This window comes from Bradyrhizobium sp. CW1, assembly GCF_023100665.1.
GTDB lineage: Bacteria > Pseudomonadota > Alphaproteobacteria > Rhizobiales > Xanthobacteraceae > Bradyrhizobium > Bradyrhizobium canariense_D.
In genome coordinates this window covers 4,283,219-4,306,480 of the sequence record NZ_CP064684.1, presented here as the reverse complement: position 1 = coordinate 4,306,480, position 23,262 = coordinate 4,283,219, and the positions used below count along the sequence as shown (strand labels likewise).

Annotated in this window: 21 protein-coding genes and 1 pseudogene; 12 read left to right on the top strand and 10 right to left on the bottom strand. The window is 64.2% G+C overall.

The features are described from left to right. Positions 1–8: 8 nt before the first annotated feature. From IVB54_RS21200 to tyrS, 4 genes are all read right to left on the bottom strand, one after another. Positions 9–1,703, bottom strand: coding sequence for a methyl-accepting chemotaxis protein (locus IVB54_RS21200; RefSeq protein ID WP_018454462.1), 1,695 nt, complete (start codon positions 1,701–1,703; stop codon positions 9–11). Between the two features lie 383 nt (positions 1,704–2,086). Then, positions 2,087–2,491 (bottom strand): DoxX family protein, encoded by a 405-nt coding sequence (locus tag IVB54_RS21195; RefSeq protein WP_018454461.1) that lies wholly within the window; start codon positions 2,489–2,491, stop codon positions 2,087–2,089. A gap of 219 nt (positions 2,492–2,710) precedes the next feature. Further along, positions 2,711–3,982, bottom strand: coding sequence for an MFS transporter (locus IVB54_RS21190; protein WP_085353503.1), 1,272 nt, complete (start codon positions 3,980–3,982; stop codon positions 2,711–2,713). 57 nt (positions 3,983–4,039) lie between these two features. Beyond that, on the bottom strand, positions 4,040–5,293 hold the full coding sequence (gene tyrS, locus IVB54_RS21185) for a tyrosine--tRNA ligase (RefSeq protein WP_018454459.1): 1,254 nt from the start codon (positions 5,291–5,293) through the stop codon (positions 4,040–4,042). A gap of 164 nt (positions 5,294–5,457) precedes the next feature. Between tyrS and IVB54_RS21180 the strand changes: the two genes are divergently transcribed. From IVB54_RS21180 to IVB54_RS21170, 3 genes are all read left to right on the top strand, one after another. After that, the gene (locus tag IVB54_RS21180; RefSeq protein ID WP_018454458.1) at positions 5,458–6,561 is read left to right on the top strand and encodes an anhydro-N-acetylmuramic acid kinase; all 1,104 of its coding nucleotides are present in this window, start codon (positions 5,458–5,460) and stop codon (positions 6,559–6,561) included. A gap of 98 nt (positions 6,562–6,659) precedes the next feature. Then, positions 6,660–7,337, top strand: a complete 678-nt coding sequence (locus tag IVB54_RS21175; RefSeq protein ID WP_018454457.1) for a glutathione S-transferase family protein — start codon at positions 6,660–6,662, stop codon at positions 7,335–7,337. A gap of 10 nt (positions 7,338–7,347) precedes the next feature. Continuing rightward, a complete protein-coding gene (locus IVB54_RS21170; RefSeq protein WP_039799056.1) occupies positions 7,348–7,671 on the top strand; it encodes a multidrug efflux SMR transporter in 324 nt (107 codons plus the stop codon). Here the strand turns inward: IVB54_RS21170 and IVB54_RS21165 are convergent. Together IVB54_RS21165 and IVB54_RS21160 are read right to left on the bottom strand one after the other, a co-directional pair. Next, positions 7,668–8,178 (bottom strand): annotated as a pseudogene (locus IVB54_RS21165) (DUF1697 domain-containing protein). The gene IVB54_RS21170 and the pseudogene IVB54_RS21165 sit on opposite strands and share 4 nt — an antisense overlap. Before the next feature lie 7 nt (positions 8,179–8,185). Further along, positions 8,186–8,833: an alpha/beta hydrolase gene (locus IVB54_RS21160; protein ID WP_007591562.1), complete on the bottom strand. Its 648-nt coding sequence runs from the start codon at positions 8,831–8,833 to the stop codon at positions 8,186–8,188. A 344-nt stretch (positions 8,834–9,177) separates the two neighbouring features. Between IVB54_RS21160 and IVB54_RS21155 the strand changes: the two genes are divergently transcribed. The 8 genes from IVB54_RS21155 to IVB54_RS21120 all read left to right on the top strand — a co-directional run bounded on the left by IVB54_RS21155 (position 9,178) and on the right by IVB54_RS21120 (position 16,780). Further along, positions 9,178–10,317, top strand: coding sequence for a cysteine desulfurase family protein (locus IVB54_RS21155; RefSeq protein WP_247776435.1), 1,140 nt, complete (start codon positions 9,178–9,180; stop codon positions 10,315–10,317). A 116-nt stretch (positions 10,318–10,433) separates the two neighbouring features. Then, entirely contained in the window at positions 10,434–11,930 is a 1,497-nt protein-coding gene (gene sufB, locus IVB54_RS21150; protein WP_007609805.1) for a Fe-S cluster assembly protein SufB, read from the top strand. Between the two features lie 62 nt (positions 11,931–11,992). Continuing rightward, positions 11,993–12,745 carry a Fe-S cluster assembly ATPase SufC gene (gene sufC, locus IVB54_RS21145; RefSeq protein WP_007609807.1) on the top strand — a complete coding sequence of 251 codons (753 nt, stop codon included), beginning with the start codon at positions 11,993–11,995 and terminating at the stop codon, positions 12,743–12,745. A gap of 11 nt (positions 12,746–12,756) precedes the next feature. Continuing rightward, positions 12,757–14,061: a Fe-S cluster assembly protein SufD gene (gene sufD / locus IVB54_RS21140; RefSeq protein ID WP_018454452.1), complete on the top strand. Its 1,305-nt coding sequence runs from the start codon at positions 12,757–12,759 to the stop codon at positions 14,059–14,061. Next, positions 14,058–15,305 carry a cysteine desulfurase gene (locus tag IVB54_RS21135; RefSeq protein ID WP_018454451.1) on the top strand — a complete coding sequence of 416 codons (1,248 nt, stop codon included), beginning with the start codon at positions 14,058–14,060 and terminating at the stop codon, positions 15,303–15,305. The genes sufD and IVB54_RS21135 overlap by 4 nt, the downstream gene beginning before the upstream one ends. Beyond that, positions 15,302–15,673 carry an SUF system Fe-S cluster assembly protein gene (locus IVB54_RS21130; RefSeq protein ID WP_007591551.1) on the top strand — a complete coding sequence of 124 codons (372 nt, stop codon included), beginning with the start codon at positions 15,302–15,304 and terminating at the stop codon, positions 15,671–15,673. Before IVB54_RS21135 ends, IVB54_RS21130 begins: the two co-directional genes overlap by 4 nt. A 74-nt stretch (positions 15,674–15,747) precedes the next feature. Continuing rightward, the gene (locus IVB54_RS21125; RefSeq protein WP_083926365.1) at positions 15,748–16,158 is read left to right on the top strand and encodes an iron-sulfur cluster assembly accessory protein; all 411 of its coding nucleotides are present in this window, start codon (positions 15,748–15,750) and stop codon (positions 16,156–16,158) included. Positions 16,159–16,339: 181 nt separating this feature from the next. Beyond that, the gene (locus tag IVB54_RS21120; RefSeq protein WP_018454449.1) at positions 16,340–16,780 is read left to right on the top strand and encodes a TfoX/Sxy family protein; all 441 of its coding nucleotides are present in this window, start codon (positions 16,340–16,342) and stop codon (positions 16,778–16,780) included. A gap of 60 nt (positions 16,781–16,840) precedes the next feature. Here the strand turns inward: IVB54_RS21120 and fabA are convergent, their stop codons facing one another. The 4 genes from fabA to IVB54_RS21100 form a co-directional block, all read right to left on the bottom strand. Then, the gene (gene fabA / locus IVB54_RS21115; RefSeq protein WP_018454448.1) at positions 16,841–17,371 is read right to left on the bottom strand and encodes a bifunctional 3-hydroxydecanoyl-ACP dehydratase/trans-2-decenoyl-ACP isomerase; all 531 of its coding nucleotides are present in this window, start codon (positions 17,369–17,371) and stop codon (positions 16,841–16,843) included. Between the two features lie 108 nt (positions 17,372–17,479). Beyond that, on the bottom strand, positions 17,480–18,547 hold the full coding sequence (locus IVB54_RS21110; protein ID WP_018454447.1) for a GGDEF domain-containing protein: 1,068 nt from the start codon (positions 18,545–18,547) through the stop codon (positions 17,480–17,482). Between the two features lie 166 nt (positions 18,548–18,713). Beyond that, entirely contained in the window at positions 18,714–20,282 is a 1,569-nt protein-coding gene (locus IVB54_RS21105; protein WP_026232735.1) for a DEAD/DEAH box helicase, read from the bottom strand. Positions 20,283–20,554: 272 nt separating this feature from the next. Further along, positions 20,555–21,520 (bottom strand): helix-turn-helix transcriptional regulator, encoded by a 966-nt coding sequence (locus IVB54_RS21100; RefSeq protein WP_018454445.1) that lies wholly within the window; start codon positions 21,518–21,520, stop codon positions 20,555–20,557. Between the two features lie 210 nt (positions 21,521–21,730). Between IVB54_RS21100 and IVB54_RS21095 the strand changes: the two genes are divergently transcribed. After that, the gene (locus tag IVB54_RS21095) at positions 21,731–23,245 is read left to right on the top strand and encodes a caspase family protein (protein ID WP_018454444.1); all 1,515 of its coding nucleotides are present in this window, start codon (positions 21,731–21,733) and stop codon (positions 23,243–23,245) included. Positions 23,246–23,262 lie beyond the last annotated feature (17 nt).

Sequence of the window (23,262 nt, the reverse complement as noted above, 5' to 3'; positions counted from 1 at the left end):
GCGCCGCCTTACGCCGCGCGCACGCCCGCCAGGAAAGTCCCGACTTCGCCAGAGAGCTGCTCGGCCTGCTTGGAGAGGTTTGAGGCTGCTGCGAGCACCATGCCTGCGGCATTGCCGGTCTCGTTCGCTGCCGTACTGACGCCCCCGATATTGGTGGTGACTTCCTGGGTTGCCTCGGCCGTCTGGGAGACGCTGCGGGCGATCTCGGCCGTGGCGGCGCCTTGCTCCTCGATCGCGGCGCCGATCGAGGTCGCGATCCGGCTGACCTCCTCGATGGTGGCGGTGATGCCGCCGATGGCGTCCACCGCTTCCTTGGTCGCGCCCTGGATCTGGGCGATCTTGTCGCCGATCTCGCGGGTGGCTTCTGCAGTCTGGCTCGCCAGCGACTTCACCTCCGAAGCGACGACAGCAAAGCCGCGGCCGGCTTCACCGGCGCGTGCGGCCTCGATGGTGGCATTGAGCGCGAGCAGATTGGTCTGCGCCGCGATGCTGGAAATCAGCTCGGCGACGTGCTCGATCTGCTGGGCGCCGTCCGAGAGGGCGCGCACGATGGTGTCGGTGCGGCGGGCGCTGTCCACGGCGCGGCCGGTGACCACGGCGGACTGCGCGACCTGACGGCTGATCTCGGTGATGGAGGAGGAGAGCTCCTCGGCCGCGGCCGCGACCGTCTGGACGCGCTGGCTGGCTTCGGTGGCGGCCGAGCCGACGACGGCGGCGCGGCGGTTGGTGCCTTCCGCGGTCGACGACATCGACTTGGCGGTGACCTCCAGCTCGCCGGAGCCCGAGGCCATCAGGCCGACGAGCTGGCCGACGGAGGCATCGAACCGGTCGGCAAGCGAGATCAGCGCGTCGCGCTTCTCCTGTTCGCTGCGGGTCTTGGTGGCGACCTGCTCCGCCTCCAGCTTGCGGGCCGTCAGCGCGGTCTGCCTGAGCACTTCGAGGGTCTCGGCCATGCGGCCGATCTCGTCGCCGCGACCGGTCTCCTCGACCGCCGTGTCGATGGCGCCTTCGGAAATGGCCTGCATGCGGTTCTTCTGGCGATCGAGCGCGCCGAGCACGTCGCGGGCGATCAGCCAGGACAGTGTCGCCATCAGCAGCATCAAGCCGATGCCAATCGCCCCCAGCTCCAGCGTCAAGGCTCGCACGTCGGCGTCGATGTCGTCGACATAGAGGCCGTAGCTGATCGTCGCGTTCCAGGGCGCGAATTTGCGCGCGAAAACGGTCTTGCGGACGGGCTCCGTCTGGCCGGGGCGGGGGTAGAGATATGAGGTTACGCCGCCCTGAGCAGCCTGGTTGCCGGCCGTTACGATCGCATCTGCGATGAGGACACCGTTGGAGTCCTTGGCGCCCGTGATCTTGCCTTCGAGCTGCTGGTTCGCGCCATTGATCAGGATCGAGGTATCGGCGTTATAGACCACCGGATAGCCTTGGCCGCCATTGAAGCTCATGCGGCGGCCGCGCAGATGGAACTGGATTTTCGCTTCGGCCTGCGTCAGCTTGCCGGCGCCGACCTCCTCTTCGAGTGATTGGGCGAGGTTGTGGAGCATGTCGACCGCGGTCCGCATCTGCTGAACGCGATCCTCCAGCATGCGGCTCTTGCTGAGCACGGACGACACCCCGATGATGGCCGTGACCGTGAGTGCCGAAAGACAGACCATGCTGGCGAGCTTGGTGCGGATCTTGAGGTGACTCAGCAGCTTCATCACGGCCTCGACGGAATGGTTATTGTTGCTCGCGTCGGTAGCATGAAATTCTTACCAATCATGAATGGACGCGTGCGACGGCTGCTGCGCAAGCTGCGTGCGCAGCCGCGTGCGCAAACATGCAGGTCGTCATGCGCTTCTCGGGCGCATGGCGCGTCAACTCGGAGAAAAATCGTGTGGGTCTTTAGTCGCGACCTAATCCGTTGGGAGCGGCAATGAACCGATTCGTTCACCGCCTCATCATGTCGATGCTGCTGGTCGCGGTCCTCGTCCTGGTCTGGAACGTGCTGGGCTCGCGCTGAGATGGCACCCGTGAACATACGGATGCCATCTCTTCATTCGCGAATCAATCGCTGACGCCTCAGCGCCGCGCGAACGCGCCGCTAGTCCTTGCCCATCGCCGCATCGGCGCTGACCGAGCCGCCGCCGGCTGCCGAGAGGTAGAGGCAGGCGAAGCAGAACAGGATCGCCGCGGTGCCACCATTGAGCAGCGGCAGGAACACCGGCGTTTCGCCCTTGAACATGTGCCCCATGAAATAGGCGAAGGCCATCTCACCCGAGAGGATGAATGCCGCGAGGCGGGTAAACAGGCCGATCATCAGCAACGCGCCAAGCACGAGCTCAAGCGTACCGGCTGCGTAGATGATCGGCGGGATGTTTGCGAAGTAGGGAAGCACCGGAAACTTGAACAGCTTGGCGACACCGTACTGGAACAGCAGCAGGCCGGTGATGAAGCGAAACAGGCTCAAGAGAACCGGTTGAAAGCGAACGAGATAGGGAAAGTTCATTGGTTTGTGCCCTCCATCCAATGCTGCGACTAGGACCGCATTCAGTTCCGCCCTGCAAGCCGCCCAAGGGCAATTTGCGCTGACATTTTTGTCATGTCGGACAAAACACCGCAGGAAGGACTTTCAGCCGCGTGCGATCCACATCTTCGTAGCTGTTCGCGTCGTGCCCATCCGTAATTTCCCGGTGACGCGAATGCGCTCAAGTTACCTTCAGGAGACCTACCGCCGCAAGGCGGGCACGACCAGGAACGGGATCATCCCGAGCACCACGCTCGCGAGTGCGAAGGCGAGCAGCGCGTTGTAGCCATGGGTCGCGTCATGGATCAGGCCGCCGCTCCAGGAGCCGAAAGCCGAGCCGAGCCCGCTGCCGATCGAGATGGTGCCGTAGATGGTGCCGACGCGCTTGCCCCCAAAGATCTTCATCGCGGTCGCCGTGATCAGCGGTCCACGTGAGCCCATCATGCTGCCGAAGCAGACCACGAATCCGGTGAGCAGGAGGAAATTGGCGGAGTATTGCAACAGCCACAGCAGGAAGATGCCGAGGATCGAGATCGCGTAGCTGAGCAGCACCGACGGCCGGCGACCGATCAGGCCGTCGAGCGCGGACACGCCTAGCATGCCAAACACCAGCACGATGCCGGAGAAGCCCCAGGCCGTGGCGGCCTGCAGCGGTGGAAAGCCGGCATCGATCAAATAGGCCACGATCTGGGCGGCGATCGCATACATGCCGACCGCGGTGAAGAAGAATGTCGAGAACAGCGCCCAGAAGGCGTGATGGCGCATCGCGCTCGGAAGGGTCCAGCCGTGATCGACGAAATCCGGATCGGTCTTCTTCGCGATCTGCGGCGAGCCCGAGGCGAACAGCCGCCATGGCAGCAGCATGAGCGGCACCAGCAGGCCGAGCGCGGCGAAGCCGAACAGCTGGTAGGTTTCGCGCCACCCCAGATGATCGATCAAAAGCTGCGAGGCCGGCAGCAGCGCCAGCACGCCGCCACCCATGGCCGAGTAGACCACCGCCATCGCGGTCGGGAGTTTTGGGCCGAACCAGCGGCCCAGCAGGATCGAGTTCGGCACATTGCCGATGAAGGCGACGCCAATGCCGACGCAGAGTCCGATCGAGAGCTGGAACTGCCAGAGTGACTGCGCGTGGCTTGCGATCAGGAAGGCCGAGCCGAGCAGCAAAAGGCCCAGTGCATAGACGATGCGCGGTCCGGAATGATCGAACAGGCGCCCGACCAACGGCGCCGTCAGTCCGCTGACGAGCCACGTCAGCGAATAGATCGAGACCACTTGGGCGCGATCCCAGCCAAAGTTTTCCGAGATCGGCTTCAGGAAGACGGTGAAGCTTTCGCTGAGGCCGCGGCCGAGCACGGCGAGTGTGAAGCAGAGCGCGAGCACCACCAGCGCGGTGCGCACGACGCCCTGCGGCGTCGCCGTGACGCGTTCCCTGGTCGCTTGCTTGGACTGTTCCTCTAGCGTGTTCTGGTCCATTGCCGATCAGGGAGCGCGCTTCAGCGCGCCCTGACAAGCAGCGAAAAGCTCATACGCCTATGCAGGCCTCAGGAGGATGTGCTTCTTCTTGCCGAACGACAGCTTGACCACGCCTTCCGGCGTCAGGTCGGCCGCCGACAACGCCATCTTCTCGTCGGTGACGGGCTCGTCATTGACGCGCAGGCCGCCGCCCTTGATCTGGCGCCGTGCTTCGCCGTTGGAGGCAACGAGGCCCGCCTTGACGAAGGCGTTGAGCACGCCGAGGCCGGCGTCGAACTCGCCGCGCGGAATTTCCACGGTCGGCAGGCTCTCGGCCAGCGCGCCTTCCTCGAAGGTGCGGCGCGCGGTCTCGGCCGCCTCGTTCGCTGCGTCGCGGCCATGCAGGAGCGCGGTCGCCTCGGTGGCGAGCACCTTCTTGGCCTCGTTGATCTCGGAGCCTCCGAGCGCCTCGAGCTTCCTGATCTCGGTCATTGGCAGCGTCGTGAACAGCTTGAGGAACTTGCCGACGTCGGCGTCTTCGGTGTTGCGCCAGTACTGCCAGAAATCATACGGCGAGAACTGGTCGGCGTTGAGCCAGACCGCGCCCTGAGCGGTCTTGCCCATCTTGGCCCCCGACGCCGTCGTCAGCAGCGGCGTCGTCAGGGCGAACAGCTGATGCGTGCCCATGCGGCGGCCGAGATCGACGCCCATGATGATGTTGCCCCACTGGTCGGAGCCGCCCATCTGCAAGTTGCAGCCGGTCCGCCTGGCGAGCTCGACGAAGTCGTAGGCCTGGCAGATCATGTAGTTGAACTCGATGAAGCTCATCTCCTGCTCGCGCTCGAGGCGCAGGCGCACGGAGTCCATCGTCAGCATGCGGTTGACCGAGAAATGCCGCCCGACGTCGCGCAGCATCTCGATGTAGTTGAGCTTTGTCAGCCACTCGGCATTGTCGAGCATGATGGCGTCGCTCTTGCCCCCGCCATAGCGCAGCACCTTTGCGAACACGCCGCGGATCGATTCCTTGTTGGCCTCGATCTCGGCGACGGTGCGGATCGCGCGCGTCTCGTCCTTTCCGGAGGGATCGCCGACCATGGTTGTGCCGCCGCCCATCAGCGTGATCGGCTTGTTGCCGGACTGCTGCAGCCAGTGCAGCATCATCATGGTCAGGTAGTTGCCGATGTGCAGCGAGCGGGCGGTGCAATCGTAACCGACATAAGCCGTCGCCTCGCCCTTGGCGGCGAGGGCGTCCAGCCCCTCGAAATCGGAGCATTGGTGGATGAATCCACGTTCCTGCAGCGTATTGAGGAAATCCGATTTGAATGCAGTCATTTGTCGGCGCGCCTGACAATTCTTGGTTTACTGTTTTGGGAGCAATTTAAGGGTCATCCGTGGGAACTCGGTTGCTGCCCGCTACTTTGGCCTGTGGCATTATAAGATGTGTCCCTCTGGCACAAGATCGGCATGCCGGAAGGGTCTCTTGAGGACGCTGATCCATGATGTTGACGGCACTCGGTTTGATGAGCGGCACCTCGCTGGACGGGGTGGATGTCGCGCTGATCGAAACCGACGGAAAGCAGGTGAAGGCATTCGGGCCGTCCGGCTACCGGCCGTATAGCCCGGCGGAGCGCAACCTGCTGCGTCAGGCGCTGAGCGAGGCCGTGCACCTGGCGCAACGCGATGCTAGGCCGGGAGTTCTGGCCGAGGCCGAACGCGCAGTGACGCTCGCGCATGCCGAGGCGGTGGCCGCCTTCGTCGCCCAGAACCGGATGAAGCCGGAAGACATCGACATCGTCGGCTTCCACGGCCAGACCGTGCTGCACCGCCCCGAGAAGCGGCTGACGGTGCAGATCGGCGACGCGCCGGCGCTGGCCAGGGCGATCCATATCCCCGTGATGCATGATTTTCGCGCCGCCGACGTCGAGGCCGGCGGGCAGGGCGCGCCATTTGTGCCGGTTTATCACCGCGCGCTCGCCCATTCGCTGGAGCGCGAAGGGCCGATCATCGTGGTCAATATCGGCGGCGTCTCCAACATCACCTATATCGACGGCAACGACACGCTGATTGCCTGCGACACCGGACCCGGCAACGCGCTGCTCGACGATTTCATGTACCGCACCATGAACCAGGCGTTCGACGCGGACGGAAAGCTCGCAGCCCTCGGCAAGGCGGACGAAGCCTGGATCGCGCGGGCGCTGGAGCTGCCGTTCTTCGTAAGCCCGCCGCCGAAATCGCTCGACCGCAACGATTTTGCCGCACTAAAGCTCGGCGATGTCCTGCCGGCCGACGGCGCCGCGACCCTGACCGCCTTCACCGCGGCGGCCATCGCCCGCATCATCCCGCTGCTGCCACGCAGGCCGCGGAGCTGGATCGTCTGCGGCGGCGGCGCCCGCAACCGGACCATGCTCCAGATGCTGCGGGAGCGCGTTGGGTCCGCCACTGTCGAGGCCGCGGAGGCAGTCGGCTGGGCCTCCGACGCCATCGAGGCGCAGGCCTTCGGCTTCCTCGCCGCGCGCGGCCTGAAGGGCCTGCCGCTGTCGTATCCCGGGACCACGGGCGTGCCGATGCCGATGACGGGCGGGGTGATCGCGCGGCCTTGAGATGATAGGCGGGATGATGCAGATGCATTGATCTTGACAGGTAGATGCACATGCATCTATCTTTGATGCAGTTGCATCTAACCGTCGGGATTCTCGCCATGACCGCTTCACTGAAACTGATCAGCCACAAGCTTTGCCCCTATGTGCAGCGCGCGGTGATCGCGCTCAACGAGAAGGGCGTGCCGTTCGAGCGGGTCGACATCGATCTCGCCAATAAGCCCGACTGGTTTCTCAAACTGTCGCCGCTCGGCAAGGTGCCGGTGCTGGTCGTGACGAGCGAGAAGGGCGAGGTCGCGCTGTTCGAGAGCAACGTGATCTGCGAGTACATCGAGGAGACGCAAGGCGGCGTGAGACTGCATCCGGCGGATGCCTTGGAGCGTGCCGAGCACCGGGCGTGGATGGAGTTCGGTTCAGCAGTGCTCGCCGATCTCTGGGGCCTAGAGACCACGACCGATGCGGCGACGTTCGAGAGCAAGCGCCAGGCGCTGATGGTGAAGTTCGCCCGGGTCGAAGCGGCGCTCGGTGCCGGTCCTTATTTTGCTGGCGAAGCGTTCAGTCTCGTCGACGCCGTATTCGCCCCCGTCTTCCGCTACTTCGATCTGTTCGACGAGCTGACCGACCACGGCATTTTCCGCGATGTGCCGAAGGTCCGCGCATGGCGCGCCGAACTGGCGAAGCGTCCGAGCGTCCGTACTGCGGTGGGCGCGGACTATCCGCAATTGCTGCGCGCCTTCCTCGTGCGCCACGACGCGCATCTGCTCAAGCTTGCGGCCTGAGCCCACGCCGATGTCGCAATCCATGGCCTGGCTGATGCTGGTGATCGCAGGCGCACTCGATGTTGGCTGGGCGATCTCGATGAAATATGCGGAAGGCTACACGCGCGCTGGCTGGAGCGTCGTTTCGCTCGTGCTGCTCGTAGCCTTCGTTGTCCTGCTCGGGCGTGCTTTGAAGGTGCTCGAGGTCGGCGTCGCCTATTCGGTCTGGACCGGCATCGGCGCCGCCGGCACCGTCGTCATGGGTGTGGTGCTGTTCGGCGAGGCGCTGAGCGCGATGAAGATCGCGGGGATCCTGCTGGTGCTGACGGGGATCGCGGCGCTCAAGCTGGCCTAGAGCTCTGCGGCCATTTTCGCGAGCGTCGCGATCGTTTTCATGTTGCGCGCGGTGCCGGTTGGCGGCGGGGATGACCAGCTTCGACGTGCCCATGCCGTCGCCGTAATGCACGTAGATCTCGCGGCGGCCGAGGCGGATCTCCTCCTTGTTCTGGCCGCGAATGCCGGCGAGCGCATCCGCCGGCGGCGCCTTGTCGAGGAAGATCGCGACGGTACGGTTGGGGGCGGCCTTTGGAAACGGATTATCGGCCAAGACCTGCGCCATCTCGGTGGCGCTGCGCACGAGCACGCCGACCGGCGCGCCGGCATAGGCGTGCAATCGCTTTTCGAGTGCGGTCTTGATCGCAGATTGCGACTTGCGGCTTGTGAAGACGACGTTGCCGCTTGCAATATAGGTGCGCACGGCGGCGTAGCCGAGCTCCTCGCACATGGCCTTGAGTTCGCTCATCGGCAATTTGCCGGTGCCGCCGACATTCACGGCACGCAGCAATGCGATGAACGCACCCACGGAAAGCTCAGCGCACGTTGGCGAGGCGCATGTCGAGATAGGCGGTGATGGTTTCCATCAGCGGCTCGAGCTTGGCGTCGAAGAAGTGGTTGGCGCCCGGGATGACCTGCTGGTCGATCACGATGCCCTTCTGGGTCTTCAGCTTCTCGACCAGCGTGTTGACGTCCTTGGGCGGCACCACCGCGTCCTTCTCGCCATGCACGATCAGCCCCGAGGACGGGCAGGGTGCGAGGAACGAGAAGTCGTAGAGGTTGGCGGGCGGCGCGATCGAGATGAAGCCCTCGACCTCGGGGCGGCGCATCAGCAGCTGCATGCCGATCCAGGCGCCGAAGGAGAAGCCGGCAACCCAGCAGGCGCGCGCTTCGGGATTGATGGTCTGCGCCCAGTCGAGCGCCGCGGCCGCGTCCGACAATTCGCCGGTGCCGTGGTCGAACGAGCCCTGGCTGCGGCCGACGCCACGGAAATTGAAACGCAGCACCGAGAAGCCGCGATGCGCGAACGCATAGTAGCACTGGTAGATGATCTGATGATTCATCGTGCCGTGGAACTGCGGATGCGGATGCAGGACCATCGCGATTGGCGCGTTCTTCTGCTTGGCCGGATGGTAGCGGCCTTCGAGGCGGCCGGCGGGGCCGGTGAAAATAACTTCAGGCATGATGATCTCTTGATTGATCCCTTGAAGACGCTCTTCAACAATCAACCGATTGTGCGGATTTCATCGGCTGCTGGGCCGATCAAGCCGCGAATGGAAGGGTGGAGCGGCGCCCTCGGATGATGCGCGAGCGGCGCGCGGCGAACTGACGCGCGCGTTCTAACATGAGGCGAGGGTCAAAAAGCAAGCATCTTGAACATCCCGCAATCGGCTCAAGACGTTAGCGTGTCATGGCCGTCATCGCGCGAAGGCGATTGGGAATCGAGATTGCCAAGCGCTGCCCGGGGGCCCATGTCGGGTACCAGTGCGGGCGAAGCAGCCTGGTCCGAATGGTAACATAATACGTCATGCCGAGCCGTGTTTATCTCGACTGGAACGCGACCACGCCGCTTCGCTCCGAGGCGCGAGGCGCAATGCTCGCAGCCTACGAGCTGATCGGCAATCCGTCCTCTGTTCACGCCGAGGGGCGCGAGGCGCGACGGCTTGTCGAGGGGGCGCGGGCCATCCTTGCGACCGCAGTAGGCGCGCTGCCGCGGAACGTCGTCTTCACCTCCACGGGAACCGAAGCCAACGCGCTGGCGCTTTCACCGGGGCTTCGGGGGCAGTCTGGGGGGCCTGTCGAGCGGCTTCTGGTCTCGGCCGTCGAGCATGCTTCGGTACTGGCAGGCGGCCGGTTCCCGGCAGATGAGATCGGTCAGATCAGGGTCACACGCTCCGGCGTGATCGACCTCGATCATTTGAAGGCGCTGCTCAGAGAGGGCCCGCCGGCGCTGGTCTCTATCATGGCGGCCAACAACGAGACGGGCGCGCTGCAGCCTATCGCCGAGGCCGCGGGAATCGTTCACGGGGCCGGCGGCCTCCTGCACGTCGACGCAATCCAGGCGCTTGGGAAAATCCCCTTCGATATCAAGGTGATCGGTGCGGACCTTGCGACCTTTTCTGCGCACAAGATCGGCGGCCCCAAGGGGGTCGGCGCGCTGGTCGTGGCCGAGGGCGTGGCCGGACTTGAGCCGGTGCTGCGGGGCGGCGGGCAGGAGCTGAACCGGCGTGCCGGAACCGAGAATGTCGCCGGCATTGCCGGCTTCGGGGCATCCGTGCGGGCTGCCCTTCAGGCTTTGCCGGAGGGTGCGGAACGGATGGCAACCCTCAGAGATCGCTTGGAAAATGGCATTCGCTCCATGGCCGGCGCAACGGTCTTCTCAGATGACGCCAGGCGGTTGCCAAATACCGTTCTTTTCACGGCTCCCGGCTTGAAAGCCGAGACCGCGGTGATCGGTTTCGACCTCGAAGGTGTCGCGGTGTCCTCGGGCTCTGCCTGTTCCTCGGGCAAGGTACAGCCGTCCCACGTGCTGTCGGCGATGGGGTATGATCCCACCGTCGCCCAAGGAGCGGTGCGTCTCAGTCTGGGCTGGTCCACGGAGCCGGATGACATCAACAGGGCGTTAGAGGCTTGGCGAAAGCTCGGTAATACCCTACTTAAGGGATAAGCGATGAAACACGGCTTGAACGGTTCTAAGCGCGTGCGTCCCGCCAAGAAACATCGTAATAGTCGTCCGAATTTGATGATCCACCGCGGTCCTTGAAACCGCGAGCGGAGGATAGAATGCCAGCCGTGCAAGAGACGGTCGAGCGCGTGAAGCGCATCGACGTCGATCAGTATCGTTATGGGTTTGAGACCCTGATCGAGTCCGACAAGGCCCCAAAGGGGCTGTCGGAAGAAACCGTCAAGTTCATCTCCGAGAAGAAGAACGAACCCGCCTGGATGCTCCAGTGGCGGCTCGAGGCCTATCGGCGCTGGCTGACCATGACCGAGCCGACCTGGGCCCGCGTCGACTATCCCAAGATCGACTTTCAGGACCTCTATTATTATTCGGCTCCCAAGCCGAAGAAGACGATCACCTCGCTCGACGAGATCGATCCCGAGATTCTGAAGACCTACGAGAAGCTCGGCATTCCCTTGCGGGAAGTCGCCATGCTCGAAGGCGTCGAGCCGAAGCCCGGCGAGGAAGACCCCAACAGGCGCAAGATCGCGGTCGACGCGGTGTTCGATTCGGTCTCGGTTGCGACCACCTTCAAGGCCGAGCTGAAGAAGGCCGGCGTGATCTTCATGCCGATCTCGGAGGCGATCCGCGAGCATCCCGAGCTGGTGCAGAAATATCTGGGATCCGTGGTGCCGACGTCGGACAATTTCTACGCAACGCTGAACTCGGCGGTGTTCTCGGACGGCTCGTTCGTTTACGTGCCGCCGGGCGTGCGCTGCCCGATGGAACTGTCCACCTACTTCCGCATCAACGAGCGCAACACTGGCCAGTTCGAGCGCACGCTGATCATTGCCGACAAGGGCTCCTACGTCTCTTATCTCGAGGGCTGCACCGCGCCGCAGCGCGACGAGAACCAGCTGCACGCGGCCGTGGTCGAACTCGTCACGCACGACGACGCCGAGATCAAATATTCGACGGTGCAGAACTGGTATCCCGGCAATTCGGAAGGCAAAGGCGGCATCTACAATTTCGTCACCAAGCGTGGTGACTGCCGCGGCAACAATTCCAAGATCTCCTGGACCCAGGTCGAGACAGGTTCGGCGATCACCTGGAAGTATCCGAGCTGCATCCTGCGGGGCGACAATTCGCGTGGTGAATTCTATTCGATCGCGATCTCGAATGGCTATCAGCAGGTCGACAGCGGCACCAAGATGATCCATCTCGGCAAGAACACGTCGAGCCGTATCATCTCCAAGGGCATCGCCGCCGGCAGATCGCAGAACACCTATCGCGGCCTCGTGACGGCGCATCGCAAGGCGACCGGCGCGCGCAACTTCACCGCCTGCGATTCGCTGTTGATCGGCGACAAATGCGGCGCGCACACCGTGCCCTACATCGAAGCCAAGAACTCGTCGGCGACGTTCGAGCACGAGGCCACCACGTCCAAGATCTCCGAGGACGTGCTGTTCTACTGCATCCAGCGCGGCCTCACGCAGGAGGAGGCGGTCGGCCTCGTCGTCAACGGCTTCGTCAAGGACGTGCTGCAGCAACTGCCGATGGAATTCGCGGTGGAAGCGCAGAAGCTGATCTCGATCTCGCTTGAAGGATCGGTCGGCTAGCGCCGGCCCTCGCGGCGCGCGTCGCGCGCCCTATGCATCATTTGAATAAACTGGACACCAAGATGGCTTTGCTTGAAGTGAAAGACCTCAAGGTTCGTGTCGAGGAGCGTGAGATCCTCCATGGGTTGACGCTGACCGTGAACGAGGGCGAGATCCACGCGATCATGGGGCCGAACGGCTCCGGCAAATCGACGCTGTCCCACGTCATCGCCGGCAAGCCTGGTTACGAGGTCACCGACGGCGAGATCCTGTTCAAGGGCGAAGACCTGCTCGCGATGGCGCCCAACGAACGGGCCGCCAAGGGCGTGTTCCTGGCGTTCCAGTATCCGGTCGAGATCCCCGGCGTCTCCACCATGAATTTCCTGCGCACCGCGCTGAACGCGCAGCGCAAGGCGCGCGGCGAGGGCGAATATTCGACGCCCGACTTTTTGAAGAAAGTCCGCGAAGTCTCGAAGTCGCTGAACATCCCGCAGGACATGCTCAAGCGCGGTGTCAATGTCGGCTTCTCCGGCGGCGAGAAGAAGCGCAATGAGGTGCTGCAGATGGCGCTGTTCGAGCCGAGCCTGTGCATCCTCGACGAGATGGATTCCGGCCTCGACATCGACGCGCTGCGCATTGCAGCCGACGGCGTCAACGCGCTGCATTCGCCCAAGCGCGCGATGGTCGTCATCACCCATTATCAGCGGCTGCTGAACTATATCGTGCCTGACGTCGTGCACGTGATGTCAAAAGGCCGTGTCGTGAAGAGCGGTGGCAAGGAACTGGCGCTGGAGCTGGAAGCGTCCGGCTACGCCCAGTTCGAGGACGCCGCGTAAGGAATTTTGAGATGAACGTTGCTGTGGCAAAGACCGGAAACGGCCGCGCGGTGAGCGATCTCTTCGCCAGCGCCGAAAGCCGGCTGCCGGGTTCGCCTTCCGTGATCGCGGTACGCCGCGAGGCGTTCGAGACCTATGAGCGTCTCGGCCTGCCGCACCGCCGGATCGAGGAGTGGAAGTACACCGATCTGCGCGCGCTGGTCGGCGAGGTACTGCCGCTCGCGGCTGCGCCCGATGCGACTGCGTTGAAGCGCGCCGCGGACGCGGTGAAAGCACATGCGATCGCCGGCGCCCGCAAGCTGGTGCTGGTCGACGGTGTGTTCGCTCCCGATCTCTCCGACGTCAAGGCGCTCGCCTCCGAGGCGAGCTTTAAGACGTTGCGGGAGACGCTGGAGAAGGATTCCGGTCTGTTAAGGACCGCGGCCATCGATGCGGTGATCGCGCTGAACGCGGCGATGGCGACCGACGGTGTCGTGCTTGATATCGCCGACGGCACGCAGCTGTCCGCGCCGATCCAGATCATCCACATCGCGGTTGCATCTTCCGCGTCGGCTTTCACCCGCTCGCAGGTTGCGGTCGGGAAGGGCGCTCGTGCCACCATCATCGAGAGCTTTGTCGCGGCCGGCGCCAAGGCTTACCAGGTCAACGATGCCGTCATCCTCTCGGTTGGCGATAATGCCGACATCGCGCATATCCGTCTGATGGACGATTCGCCGGATGCGGTGAACATCACCTCGCAGTTCGTCACGGTCGGTGCGAATACAAAGCTCAACTTCTTCAACATGACGACCGGCGCGGCAGTCAGCCGCCTGCAAGGCTTCATCACGCTGGCAGGCGAGGGCAGCGAGCTCTCGGTCAACGGCGTGAACCTGTTGCAGAAGACCGAACACGGCGACACCACGCTGGTGGTCGACCATGCCGTGCCGAACTGCGTCAGCCGAGAAGTTTTCCGCGCCGTGATCGACGATCGCGCCCATTCGGTGTTCCAGGGCCGCATCATCGTTCGTCCCGATGCGCAGAAGACCGACGGCAAGATGATGATCCGCGCGCTGCTGCTCTCGGATGAGGCGGAAGCCGACAACAAGCCCGAGCTCGAGATCTTTGCGGACGACGTCTCCTGCGGTCACGGCGCCACCGCCGGTGCGCTGGACGACAGTCTGCTGTTCTATCTGAAGGCGCGCGGCCTGCCGGAGAAGCAGGCCCAGGCGCTGCTGATCCAGGCCTTCGTCGGCGAGGCGATCGAGCAGATCGCCGACGATGATCTGCGCGAGCACGTGATCGGCATTGCCGAGCGCTGGCTGGAGCGGCGCCAATGAGCACGCATCCGGCAGTCAAGAACGGCTCTTACGACGTTGCGCGCGTGCGCCAGGATTTTCCGGCGCTGGCCATGCAGATCTACGGCAAGCCGCTGGTCTATCTCGACAACGCCGCATCTGCGCAGAAGCCGAGCGCCGTGCTCGATCGCATGACGCAGGCCTACACCTCCGAATATGCCAACGTGCACCGCGGCCTGCATTATCTCGCCAACGCCGCGACCGAAGCCTATGAGGGCGGCCGCACCAAGGTGGCGCAGTTCATCAACGCGCCGCGGACCGAGGAAGTGATCTTCACCCGCAACGCGACCGAGGCGATCAACCTCGTCGCCTCGTCCTGGGGCGAGCCGAACATCAAAGCAGGCGACGAGATCGTCATTTCGATCATGGAGCACCACTCCAACATCGTGCCCTGGCATTTCCTCAGGGAACGCCATGGTGCCGTGATCAAATGGGCGCCGGTCGACGACGAGGGCAATTTCCTCATCGACGAATTCGAAAAGCTGCTGACGTCGAAGACCAAGCTGGTCGCGATCACGCAGATGTCGAACGCGCTTGGCACCATCGTCCCGGTCAAGGACGTTGTGAAGATCGCCCACGCCCGCGGCATTCCCGTGCTGGTCGACGGCAGCCAGGGCGCGGTGCATATCCCAGTCGACGTCCAGGACCTCGGCTGCGACTTCTATGTCTTCACCGGCCACAAGGTCTACGGGCCGACCGGCATCGGCGTGCTCTGGGCCAAGTACGACCACCTGGTCGCGATGCGCCCCTATAACGGCGGCGGCGAAATGATCCGCGAGGTCTCGCGCGACATCGTCACCTACGGCGATCCCCCGCACAAATTCGAGGCCGGCACGCCGGCGATCGTCGAGGCCGTCGGGCTCGGCGCCGCGATCGACTACGTCAATTCGATCGGCAAGGAGCGCATCGCCGCGCACGAGCACGATCTCGTCACCTACGCCCAGGATAAGCTGCGCGAGATCAACTCGCTGCGGCTGATCGGCACGGCGCGGGGCAAGGGCCCGGTGATCTCCTTCGAACTCAAGGGCGCGCACGCCCACGACGTCGCCACCGTGATCGACCGCCAGGGCATCGCGGTGCGCGCCGGCACCCATTGCGTGATGCCGCTTTTAGAGCGGTTCAACGTCACAGCCACGTGCCGGGCGTCGTTCGGCATGTATAATACGCGGGAAGAAGTCGATCATCTGGCACAGGCGCTGTTGAAGGCGCGGGATTTGTTCGCATGAGTGACACGGCCGAAATCAAAGCCAATCCGATGGAAACCCAGTCGGCGCTGCCGCCTGAGGAGACCGAGCGTCTCACCACCGAGATCATCGCCGGGCTCAAGACCGTGTTCGACCCGGAAATCCCGGCTGATATCTACGAGCTCGGCCTGATCTACAAGGTCGAGATCAAGGACGATCGTTCCGTCGATGTGCAAATGACGCTGACGACACCGAATTGCCCGGCCGCCGGCGAGCTGCCGACCATGGTCGAGAACGCGGTCGCCAGCGTCCCCGGCGTCGGCGTGGTCGACGTCAAGGTGGTCTGGGAGCCGGCCTGGACGCCGGAACGCATGAGCGACGAGGCCCGCCTCGTGCTCAACATGTGGTGACGCGTAACCTCGGCTTTAGATCCTTGTTAGATCCTTGGCATTGAATTCGCTCGGCAACGGACCACATCATTGACATGACACAGATATCGTCGGGCTCGACACCAGCATCCACTCCAAAGCCGAGGCGGCCCCGCCCGCAGGTCATGCGGCTGACGGACGCTGCCGCCCAGCGCATCAGCGAGCTGACCCAGCGGGCCGATTCCGAGATCGTTGGCCTGCGCGTCGGCGTCAAGAACGGCGGCTGTGCCGGACAGTCCTACACCGTCGAATACGCCCATGATGTCCGGCCGACCGACGAGGTCGTCGAGGACAAGGGCGTCAAGATCCTGGTCGATCCCAAGGCCGTGCTGTTCCTGCTCGGCACCGAGATGGACTACAAGGCCGACAAGATGCAGGCCCAGTTCGTCTTCAACAACCCCAACCAAGTCTCCGCCTGCGGCTGTGGCGAGTCGGTCGAGCTGCGTCCGGCGCAGATCGACGGGTAGTCCGTTTCTCGCAAATCACTCCGCTGTCGTCCTGGCGAAGGCCAGGATCCATACCGCGTGATCTCGCGGTGATCGTCGGTGCCAATACCGACGCTGGCACGACTGGCAGTCTTCGCTAAACTCCCTCCCGTGGAATGGGTCCTGGCTTTCGCCAGGACGACCGTGCGGAAATAGTTCAGCCATGGACCGCGAATTTCTGATCGACCTGTTCGCCGATTTCGGCCCCGTCGCCATCCGGAAAATGTTCTCCGGCTACGGCATCTCCGCCGACGGCGTCAACTTCGCGCTGGCCTTGCGCGCCGGCCTGTTCTTCCGCGCTGACGAGATGACCATCCCGGATTTTGAGGCGGAAGGCTCGAAGCCGTTCCAATACTCGACCCGCGCCAAGACCGTGGTGGTGAACTCCTATTGGGAGCTGCCGGCCCGCCTGTTCGACGATTCCGCGGAACTCGCGCAATGGGCGAGGGCCGCGCTTGCTGCTGCCCAGCGCGCCAAGGTGAAGAAGCCGCCCAAGGTGAAGAAGGCGGCGAAGAAGGTTGCGAAGAAGCCCGTTGCAACGAAGCGGCCGACCAAGAAGAAAACAGTGCGCAGGGCGGGCAAAGCGAAGCGTGCCCTCCGCTGACGTGCTGGTGTGGGAGATGATGGGCATGGCGCTGAGCGCCTTTGCCCACCCGATGGGACTTCACTCCACGGCCTTGGTCAGACCAACCCGCATGTCCCTGGCGGTGAAGACGCAGACGCCGTCGGCCAGCACGCGACCGTCGGCAATTCCGAGCACCAGCTTGCCGCGCCGGACCATCCTCACGGAGACCTCGTAGCGCACGCGTTGCGCGTTCGGTGTGACCTCGCCCGTGCACGCGACTTCGCCGACGCCGATGGCGCGGCCCTTGCCCGGCGAGCCCGACCATCCCAGCCAGTAGCCGACCATCTGCCACATGGCATCCAAACCCAGAGACGCTGGCATCGTGGCATCGCCGTGATAGTGGCAATCGAAGAACCAATGGCCCGGCGCGATGTCGAGTTCGCCGACGATATGGCCCTTGCCGAACTCGCCGCCATCCAGGCTGATCTCCGTGATGCGATCCATCATCAGCATCGGCGGCGCTGGCAATTGCGCATTGCCCGGGCCGAAATAGCCGCCCTCGCTCGATCTCAGCAGCTCGTCCCTGGTGTAGGACGGTTGCGGTGAGTGAAAATCATGCGGGTTTGGCAAGGCGAAAAGTCCTCCGGATGCTCGCAGTCGGACGCCTTGAGACGGCGAGGGAGATGTCGTTCGTCGGGTCAGAATGTCAAGCGCGGCTGTCGGTGCGCAGCTTCGGATTCACGCCACCCGGTTATGCGTCTCGACCGCGAATTCCGGATCGGCCTCGCAGATCACGCGGTTGCGGCCGTTGCGTTTGGCGGCGTACAGGCAGGCATCCGCGCGTTCGATCAGCGCATCGGTGTCGTCGCCCTGCTTGAGCATGGAGACGCCGACGGAGATGGTGACCCGGCCAAGGATTTCGCCGGTGGACTTCTTCTTTAGTTCCTTCGCCATCACCGCGCGGCGGATGTGATCGGCCACCGTCAGGGCCTGGCGCAGCGCGGTGTTGGGCAGCACGACCGCGAATTCCTCGCCGCCATAGCGGGCGGTGATGTCCTGGCCCTTGATGGTCTGCTTCAGCGACAGGCCGACCAGCCGCAGCACCTGGTCGCCGGTGAGATGGCCGTAGGAATCGTTGAACGACTTGAAATGATCGATGTCGACCAGCAGCAGCGACAGCGGCTCGCCGGAGGCGAGCGCGCCTTGCACGGCCATGTCGATCATGCGATCGAAATATTTGCGGTTGCCGAGCCCCGTCAGCGGATCGGTCAGGCTCTCGGCGCGGATCGCCTCCAGGCTCTGCTGGAGGTTGCTGATCTCGCTCCTCGAGAGCGTCAGCCGGTCTTCCAGCGCCTTGTTGGTCTCGCGCATCTCGCTGGTCGAATGCAGCAGCGTCTCGACGATCGACTTGATCTGCTCGCGGCTTTCGGCCGATGACAGCTTTTTGGTCGCGTCCGACAGGCTCGCATCGTAGGAGCCGGTCATCGCGAGCGCGTCGCCGAGAACCTTTATGACGTCGTCGATCTCGCCGATGACGCGCGCGCCGACCTTGTCGATGCGCTCGGTGGTCTTGATGTGGGAGAGATAGGTCTCGTAGATCTGATCGAGATCGGCTTCGGTCAGCTTGCCGCTTCGCGTCAGCGTCTCGTTGATGATCTTGTTGAGCGGGGCGTTGTAGCCGGTGGCGTAGACGTACCAGATCTCGTAATTGCGGGGAATAGCCGTCTGCCGTAGCGATCGGATCTGACCGAGCGCCACCTCGGCGAACGCCATCGTGCGTTCGTGTTCGTCGAGCACCTTGACCACGGAACATACCCCACAGCGACCGGCGCGCCGACGACCGCAGCAATACTTAAATTATGTTCGTAGGCTAACGGACGATCGTGAACGCCCCGTAAATATACGTCCACGAATGCATCCGAAAAAGTGCGCGCCGGCTTGGTTTCAACCAAAGCCGGGCGCGCATCGTGCTTCAGGCGCCGGCGGGGGAGCGAACTGGACGCAGCAGAAAGGCCGGCAGATGCGAGTGGTCACCCGGCTCGCTGTCGGCTTCGCGTTGGCGGCGCGGCTCGGGACGGCCGATCGACGGCACATGCGACGGATTGGCCTGCTGGCGCGCACCGTCACGCGGCTCGGATGATGGCTTGGCTTCGCGCGGCGGCCTGGCTTCACGCGAAGGTCTTGCTTCACGCGGAGGCCTTGCCTCGCGCGCGGGCCTTGCTTCGGAAGCGGGCCTTGTCTCGGGAGCGGACCGTGCTTCGGCCGAAGGCTGTGCCTCGCCACGCGGTTCGCGCGGCTCGTGGCTTCGCTCACGATCGCGGCCGCGCTGCGGCTTGCCGCGTCCGCCGCGTGAACGTTCACGGCCGCGCTGCTCGCGCGGACGCTCGCTCGCGTCGGAAGCATCGGTGCGGACTTCGAAATCGCCCTCCGCGCGTGGAATGCTCTGGCCGATCAGCTTCTCGATCGCCACCATCGACTTCTGGTCGAGCGGCGTGACGAGCGAGATCGCCATGCCGGACCGGCCTGCGCGACCGGTGCGGCCGACGCGGTGGACATAATCGTCGGGATGGTGGGGAACGTCGAAATTGAAGACGTGGCTGACCTCGGGGATGTCGAGGCCGCGGGCGGCGACGTCGGATGCGACCAGGAGGGGCAGCTCGCCCTTGCGGAACTGCTCGAGTGCCGCCGTGCGGGCCGACTGGTCCATGTCGCCGTGCAGCGCGCCGACGCTGAAGCCGTGCTTTTGCAGCGATTTGTGAACGACGGCGACCTCGCGCTTGCGATTGCAGAAGATGATCGCGTTCTGGAGATCCTTGGCCTCGCGCAGCAATCGGCGAAGCAGCTCGCGCTTCTCGTGCGCCTCGCGCCCGGCCGGGACCTGACACTGCGTAACGGTGACAGCGGTGGTGGCGGGCTTCGATACCTCGATCTTCTGCGGATTGTGCAGGAAGGTTTCGGTGATGCGCCGGATCTCCGGCGGCATGGTCGCGGTGAAGAACAGGGTCTGCCGCGTGAACGGGACGAGCTTGCAGACGCGCTCGATGTCGGGAATGAAGCCCATGTCCAGCATGCGGTCGGCTTCGTCGATGACGAGCAGCTCGACGCCGGTGAGCAGCAGGCCGCCGCGCTCCGTGTGGTCGAGCAGGCGGCCGGGAGTGGCGATCAGCACGTCGACGCCGCGCGTCAGCTTGGCATCCTGGTCGCCGAAGGAAACGCCGCCGATCAGGAGGGCGACGTTGAGTTTCTGGCCCGCGCCGTAGCGGTCGAAGTTTTCCTTCACCTGCGCCGCGAGTTCGCGGGTCGGCTCAAGGATCAGGGTGCGCGGCATGCGCGCCCGGGCGCGACCCTTTTCGAGGATGGTGAGCATCGGCAGCACGAAGGCCGCGGTCTTGCCGGTGCCAGTCTGGGCGATGCCGAGCACGTCCTTGCGAGCGAGGACGTGAGGGATCGCCTGTTCCTGAATGGGGGTGGGGGTGGTGTAACCGGTGGCCGCCACTGCAGCGAGGACTTTTTCGGATAGTCCGAGATGGGTAAAAGACATTGAGCCTCTGGTCGAAACCGCCGTTCGGAATCGAGGGTAATAAGGCTGTCGCGTTCCACCCCAAAACGGCGCGCTCTCAAAGAAGCTGGGGGTGCTGACTCACGCGAACAAAGCGCCAAGCTCAGGAATCGCTCTTCGATCTGAGCCGCGTCGCCACGGAACATAGGGGGGAATCGGCCAAAGTCAATGGAGCGGGCGCGGGAAGGCCCTAAAAAACCTGAGGTTTTCGCCCAAATAGTGGGAGCGGCTGCGGTTTTCCGCCCAAACGTCGGCTAGCGCCCCTCCGGCCCCTGCGCGCGGAAGTCGCCGGGCGCGATCCCGTAGGCGGCGTTGAAGACCCGGTAATAGGTCGCGACGCTCTCGAAGCCGCAGGAGGTCGCGATGTCGGCAATCAACCGGTCCGGGGCTTCGCGCATCAAGCGGCGGCTCTGGTTCAGGCGTTCGTCCGTCACGGTTTGCGAGAAACTCCTGGCCGCGCTCTCGAACAACGTATGCAGGTGACGCACGGAGACGCCGAGCAGGTCGGCCACCATGGTCGGCGCCAGATTTGGGTCTTGCAGGTGCCGCGCGATCAGGCGCCGTGCGTACGAGAGCCGGGCGGTCCGCAGTGCGGCCTGCCCGAGGCGGCTGCCGGGCCGCAGGATGCCGCGCTCGATCAGCGCCAGATGAGCTAAAGCCTCGACGAGGGAAGCGGCATCGGCCGCGCCGTCATCACCCGCGGCAACCTCGCCGAGATCCGCAAAGCAGGCGCCGAGTAGAGGCTTCAAGCCGGGATCGTCGAACGTCCGGGGCGCAAGCTCGCGCATGCGCTTGTCCTGCGTGGAGAGGCCGCTCAGCGAGACTTTCAGGATCCGCAGGTGGAAGCCTCCCGTGCCCAGCGGCGCGGCGCGATAGGGCTGGTCGGTATGGCTGGTAGCGAAGCTGCCATTGGCGATCGTGAAGTTGCTGCCGCGCATGCCGCCGAACCAGCCGCCGCTGCCGAGCTGCTGATAGACGCAGAGGCTGTCGCCCGGCGCGTGAGCGATATCGGTCACGCTGCGCTCGACCGTGTAATGGGAGGCCTTCAGCTCGACGAGGCCGGCTCCGCCAAGCTGGCGCAGCGAGAATTCGCCGAAGAAGTTCGCGCGGCGTTCGGGCTCGAGTTCGACGGTGACGCCGAACAGGCCCTTGGCGCGCACCTCGCGCCAAAAGTCGAAGCGGTCGTGCGGCTCGACCTCGTCGGTGCACCAGCGATACACGGCGGCCCCTCGCTTCCAGCGGAATTGCCCACAAGAATTGACCGAGAAAAAGCAAATTCCGGTGGCATCTACCATAGGCTAGACAACAGACCTGAGTCCTCAGGGCGGTTGAACCAGCGATGTGGCTGGGCCGACTATCACATCAACGGCGCGGTTCCCATGAACCGCTGTTCGAGGGAACCGGCGTGGGCCGTTCTTGAGGGATTTTCGATGACGCGTCGGCTTCTCAGAGTACTGGCAGCGCTTGGCCTTGCGGCCGGCCTCAGCGGTTTCGCGCTTCCCGCCTGTGCCGAGAAGCGCGTTGCGCTCGTCGTCGGCAACAACGACTACAGGAACGTTCCGAAGCTGCTCAAGGCGGTCAACGACGCCCGCACCATGGGCGATACGCTGAAGCAGCTCGGATTCTCCGTAATGCTCGCCGAAAACCAGAGCCGGCAGCAATTTTCGGAGACGCTGCTCGCGTTCGATCGGACGATCGAGCCCGGCGACACCGCGTTCTTCTTCTATGCCGGCCACGGCTTCGAGATCGCGGGCCAGAACTATCTGCTGCCGACGGACGTGCCCGCGGCGACGGAAGGGCAGGAAGAACTGGTGCGTGACGCCTCCATCCTGGCCGATCGCATCGTCGAGCGCCTCCAGAACAAGAAGGCGCGGACCTCGATCCTGGTGTTCGACGCCTGCCGCAACAACCCGTTCGAGCGCAAGGGTACCCGCGCCGTCTCCGGTGGCGGCGGGCTTGCCCCGATGGTGCAGCTGCCCGAAGGCGTGTTCTCGGTCTTCTCGGCGGGCCCGCGCCAGACCGCGCTCGACCGCCTCTCCAATGACGACGCCAATCCCAATTCGGTATTCACGCGCACCTTCGCCAAGGAACTGCTCCAGCCCGGCGAGAACCTGGTGCAAGTGGCGCAGCGTACGCGCCGTCTCGTGAGCGAGATGGCCGACACTGTCAAGCACAGGCAGGTGCCGGTCTATTTCGATCAGATGGTCGATGACGTCTTCCTCAGCGGCATCGCCAAGGATGCCGCCGCGCGCCCGGCCGATCCGCCGGCGCAGAAGCTCGCGGCGCTGCCACCGGTGTCGGTGCCGCGCGTGCCGAAGGAGGAGACCACCAACGCGCCGATCGCGAGCTTCTCGCGTCACAATGGCGGCTGGAGCGTGGTGTTCTCCTTTGCCGATCCGACCCTCGGCGTTTCCTGGCGCATGGCCGGCAACGGCGACTTCCGCGAAACCGGCTTCATCGATACGCTCGACCCGCGCACGCGCAAGAGGATGCCGAACCCGTCGATCGAATTGCCGCCGGACGCGCAGGCCGGCACCATCGAGGTTCGCTATGTCGACCAATCCGGTGACATGCAGGGGCCGTTCCCGATCAGGTTCGATCCCGAAGCCGCGCTGATCCGTGACCAGCGCAAGATCCTGGACATGACCGCGACGAGCTGGCTGTCATTCCGCGAGTTCAACGGGCTGCTGGTCTACTACACGCACCTAGTGTCCTACCGCTGCGCCATCCGCGAGGTGCGCATCGGCATCGATACCGCCGTTCCGAACCAGGTGTTGAAGATGCCGGGCTGCGACATGCGCGATCCCAGTGCGATCAGCGCCGGCATGCCGCTCTCCATGAAGCTCGCGCCGGCAACGCAGTTCATCTCGGTGGAGCTGACCTATCGCGACGGCAGCGTGTCGGAGATCAAGAGCTTCCGCAGCGCGAACCGCAGCAACAACTGAGGTGTCGAGCAGGCCGC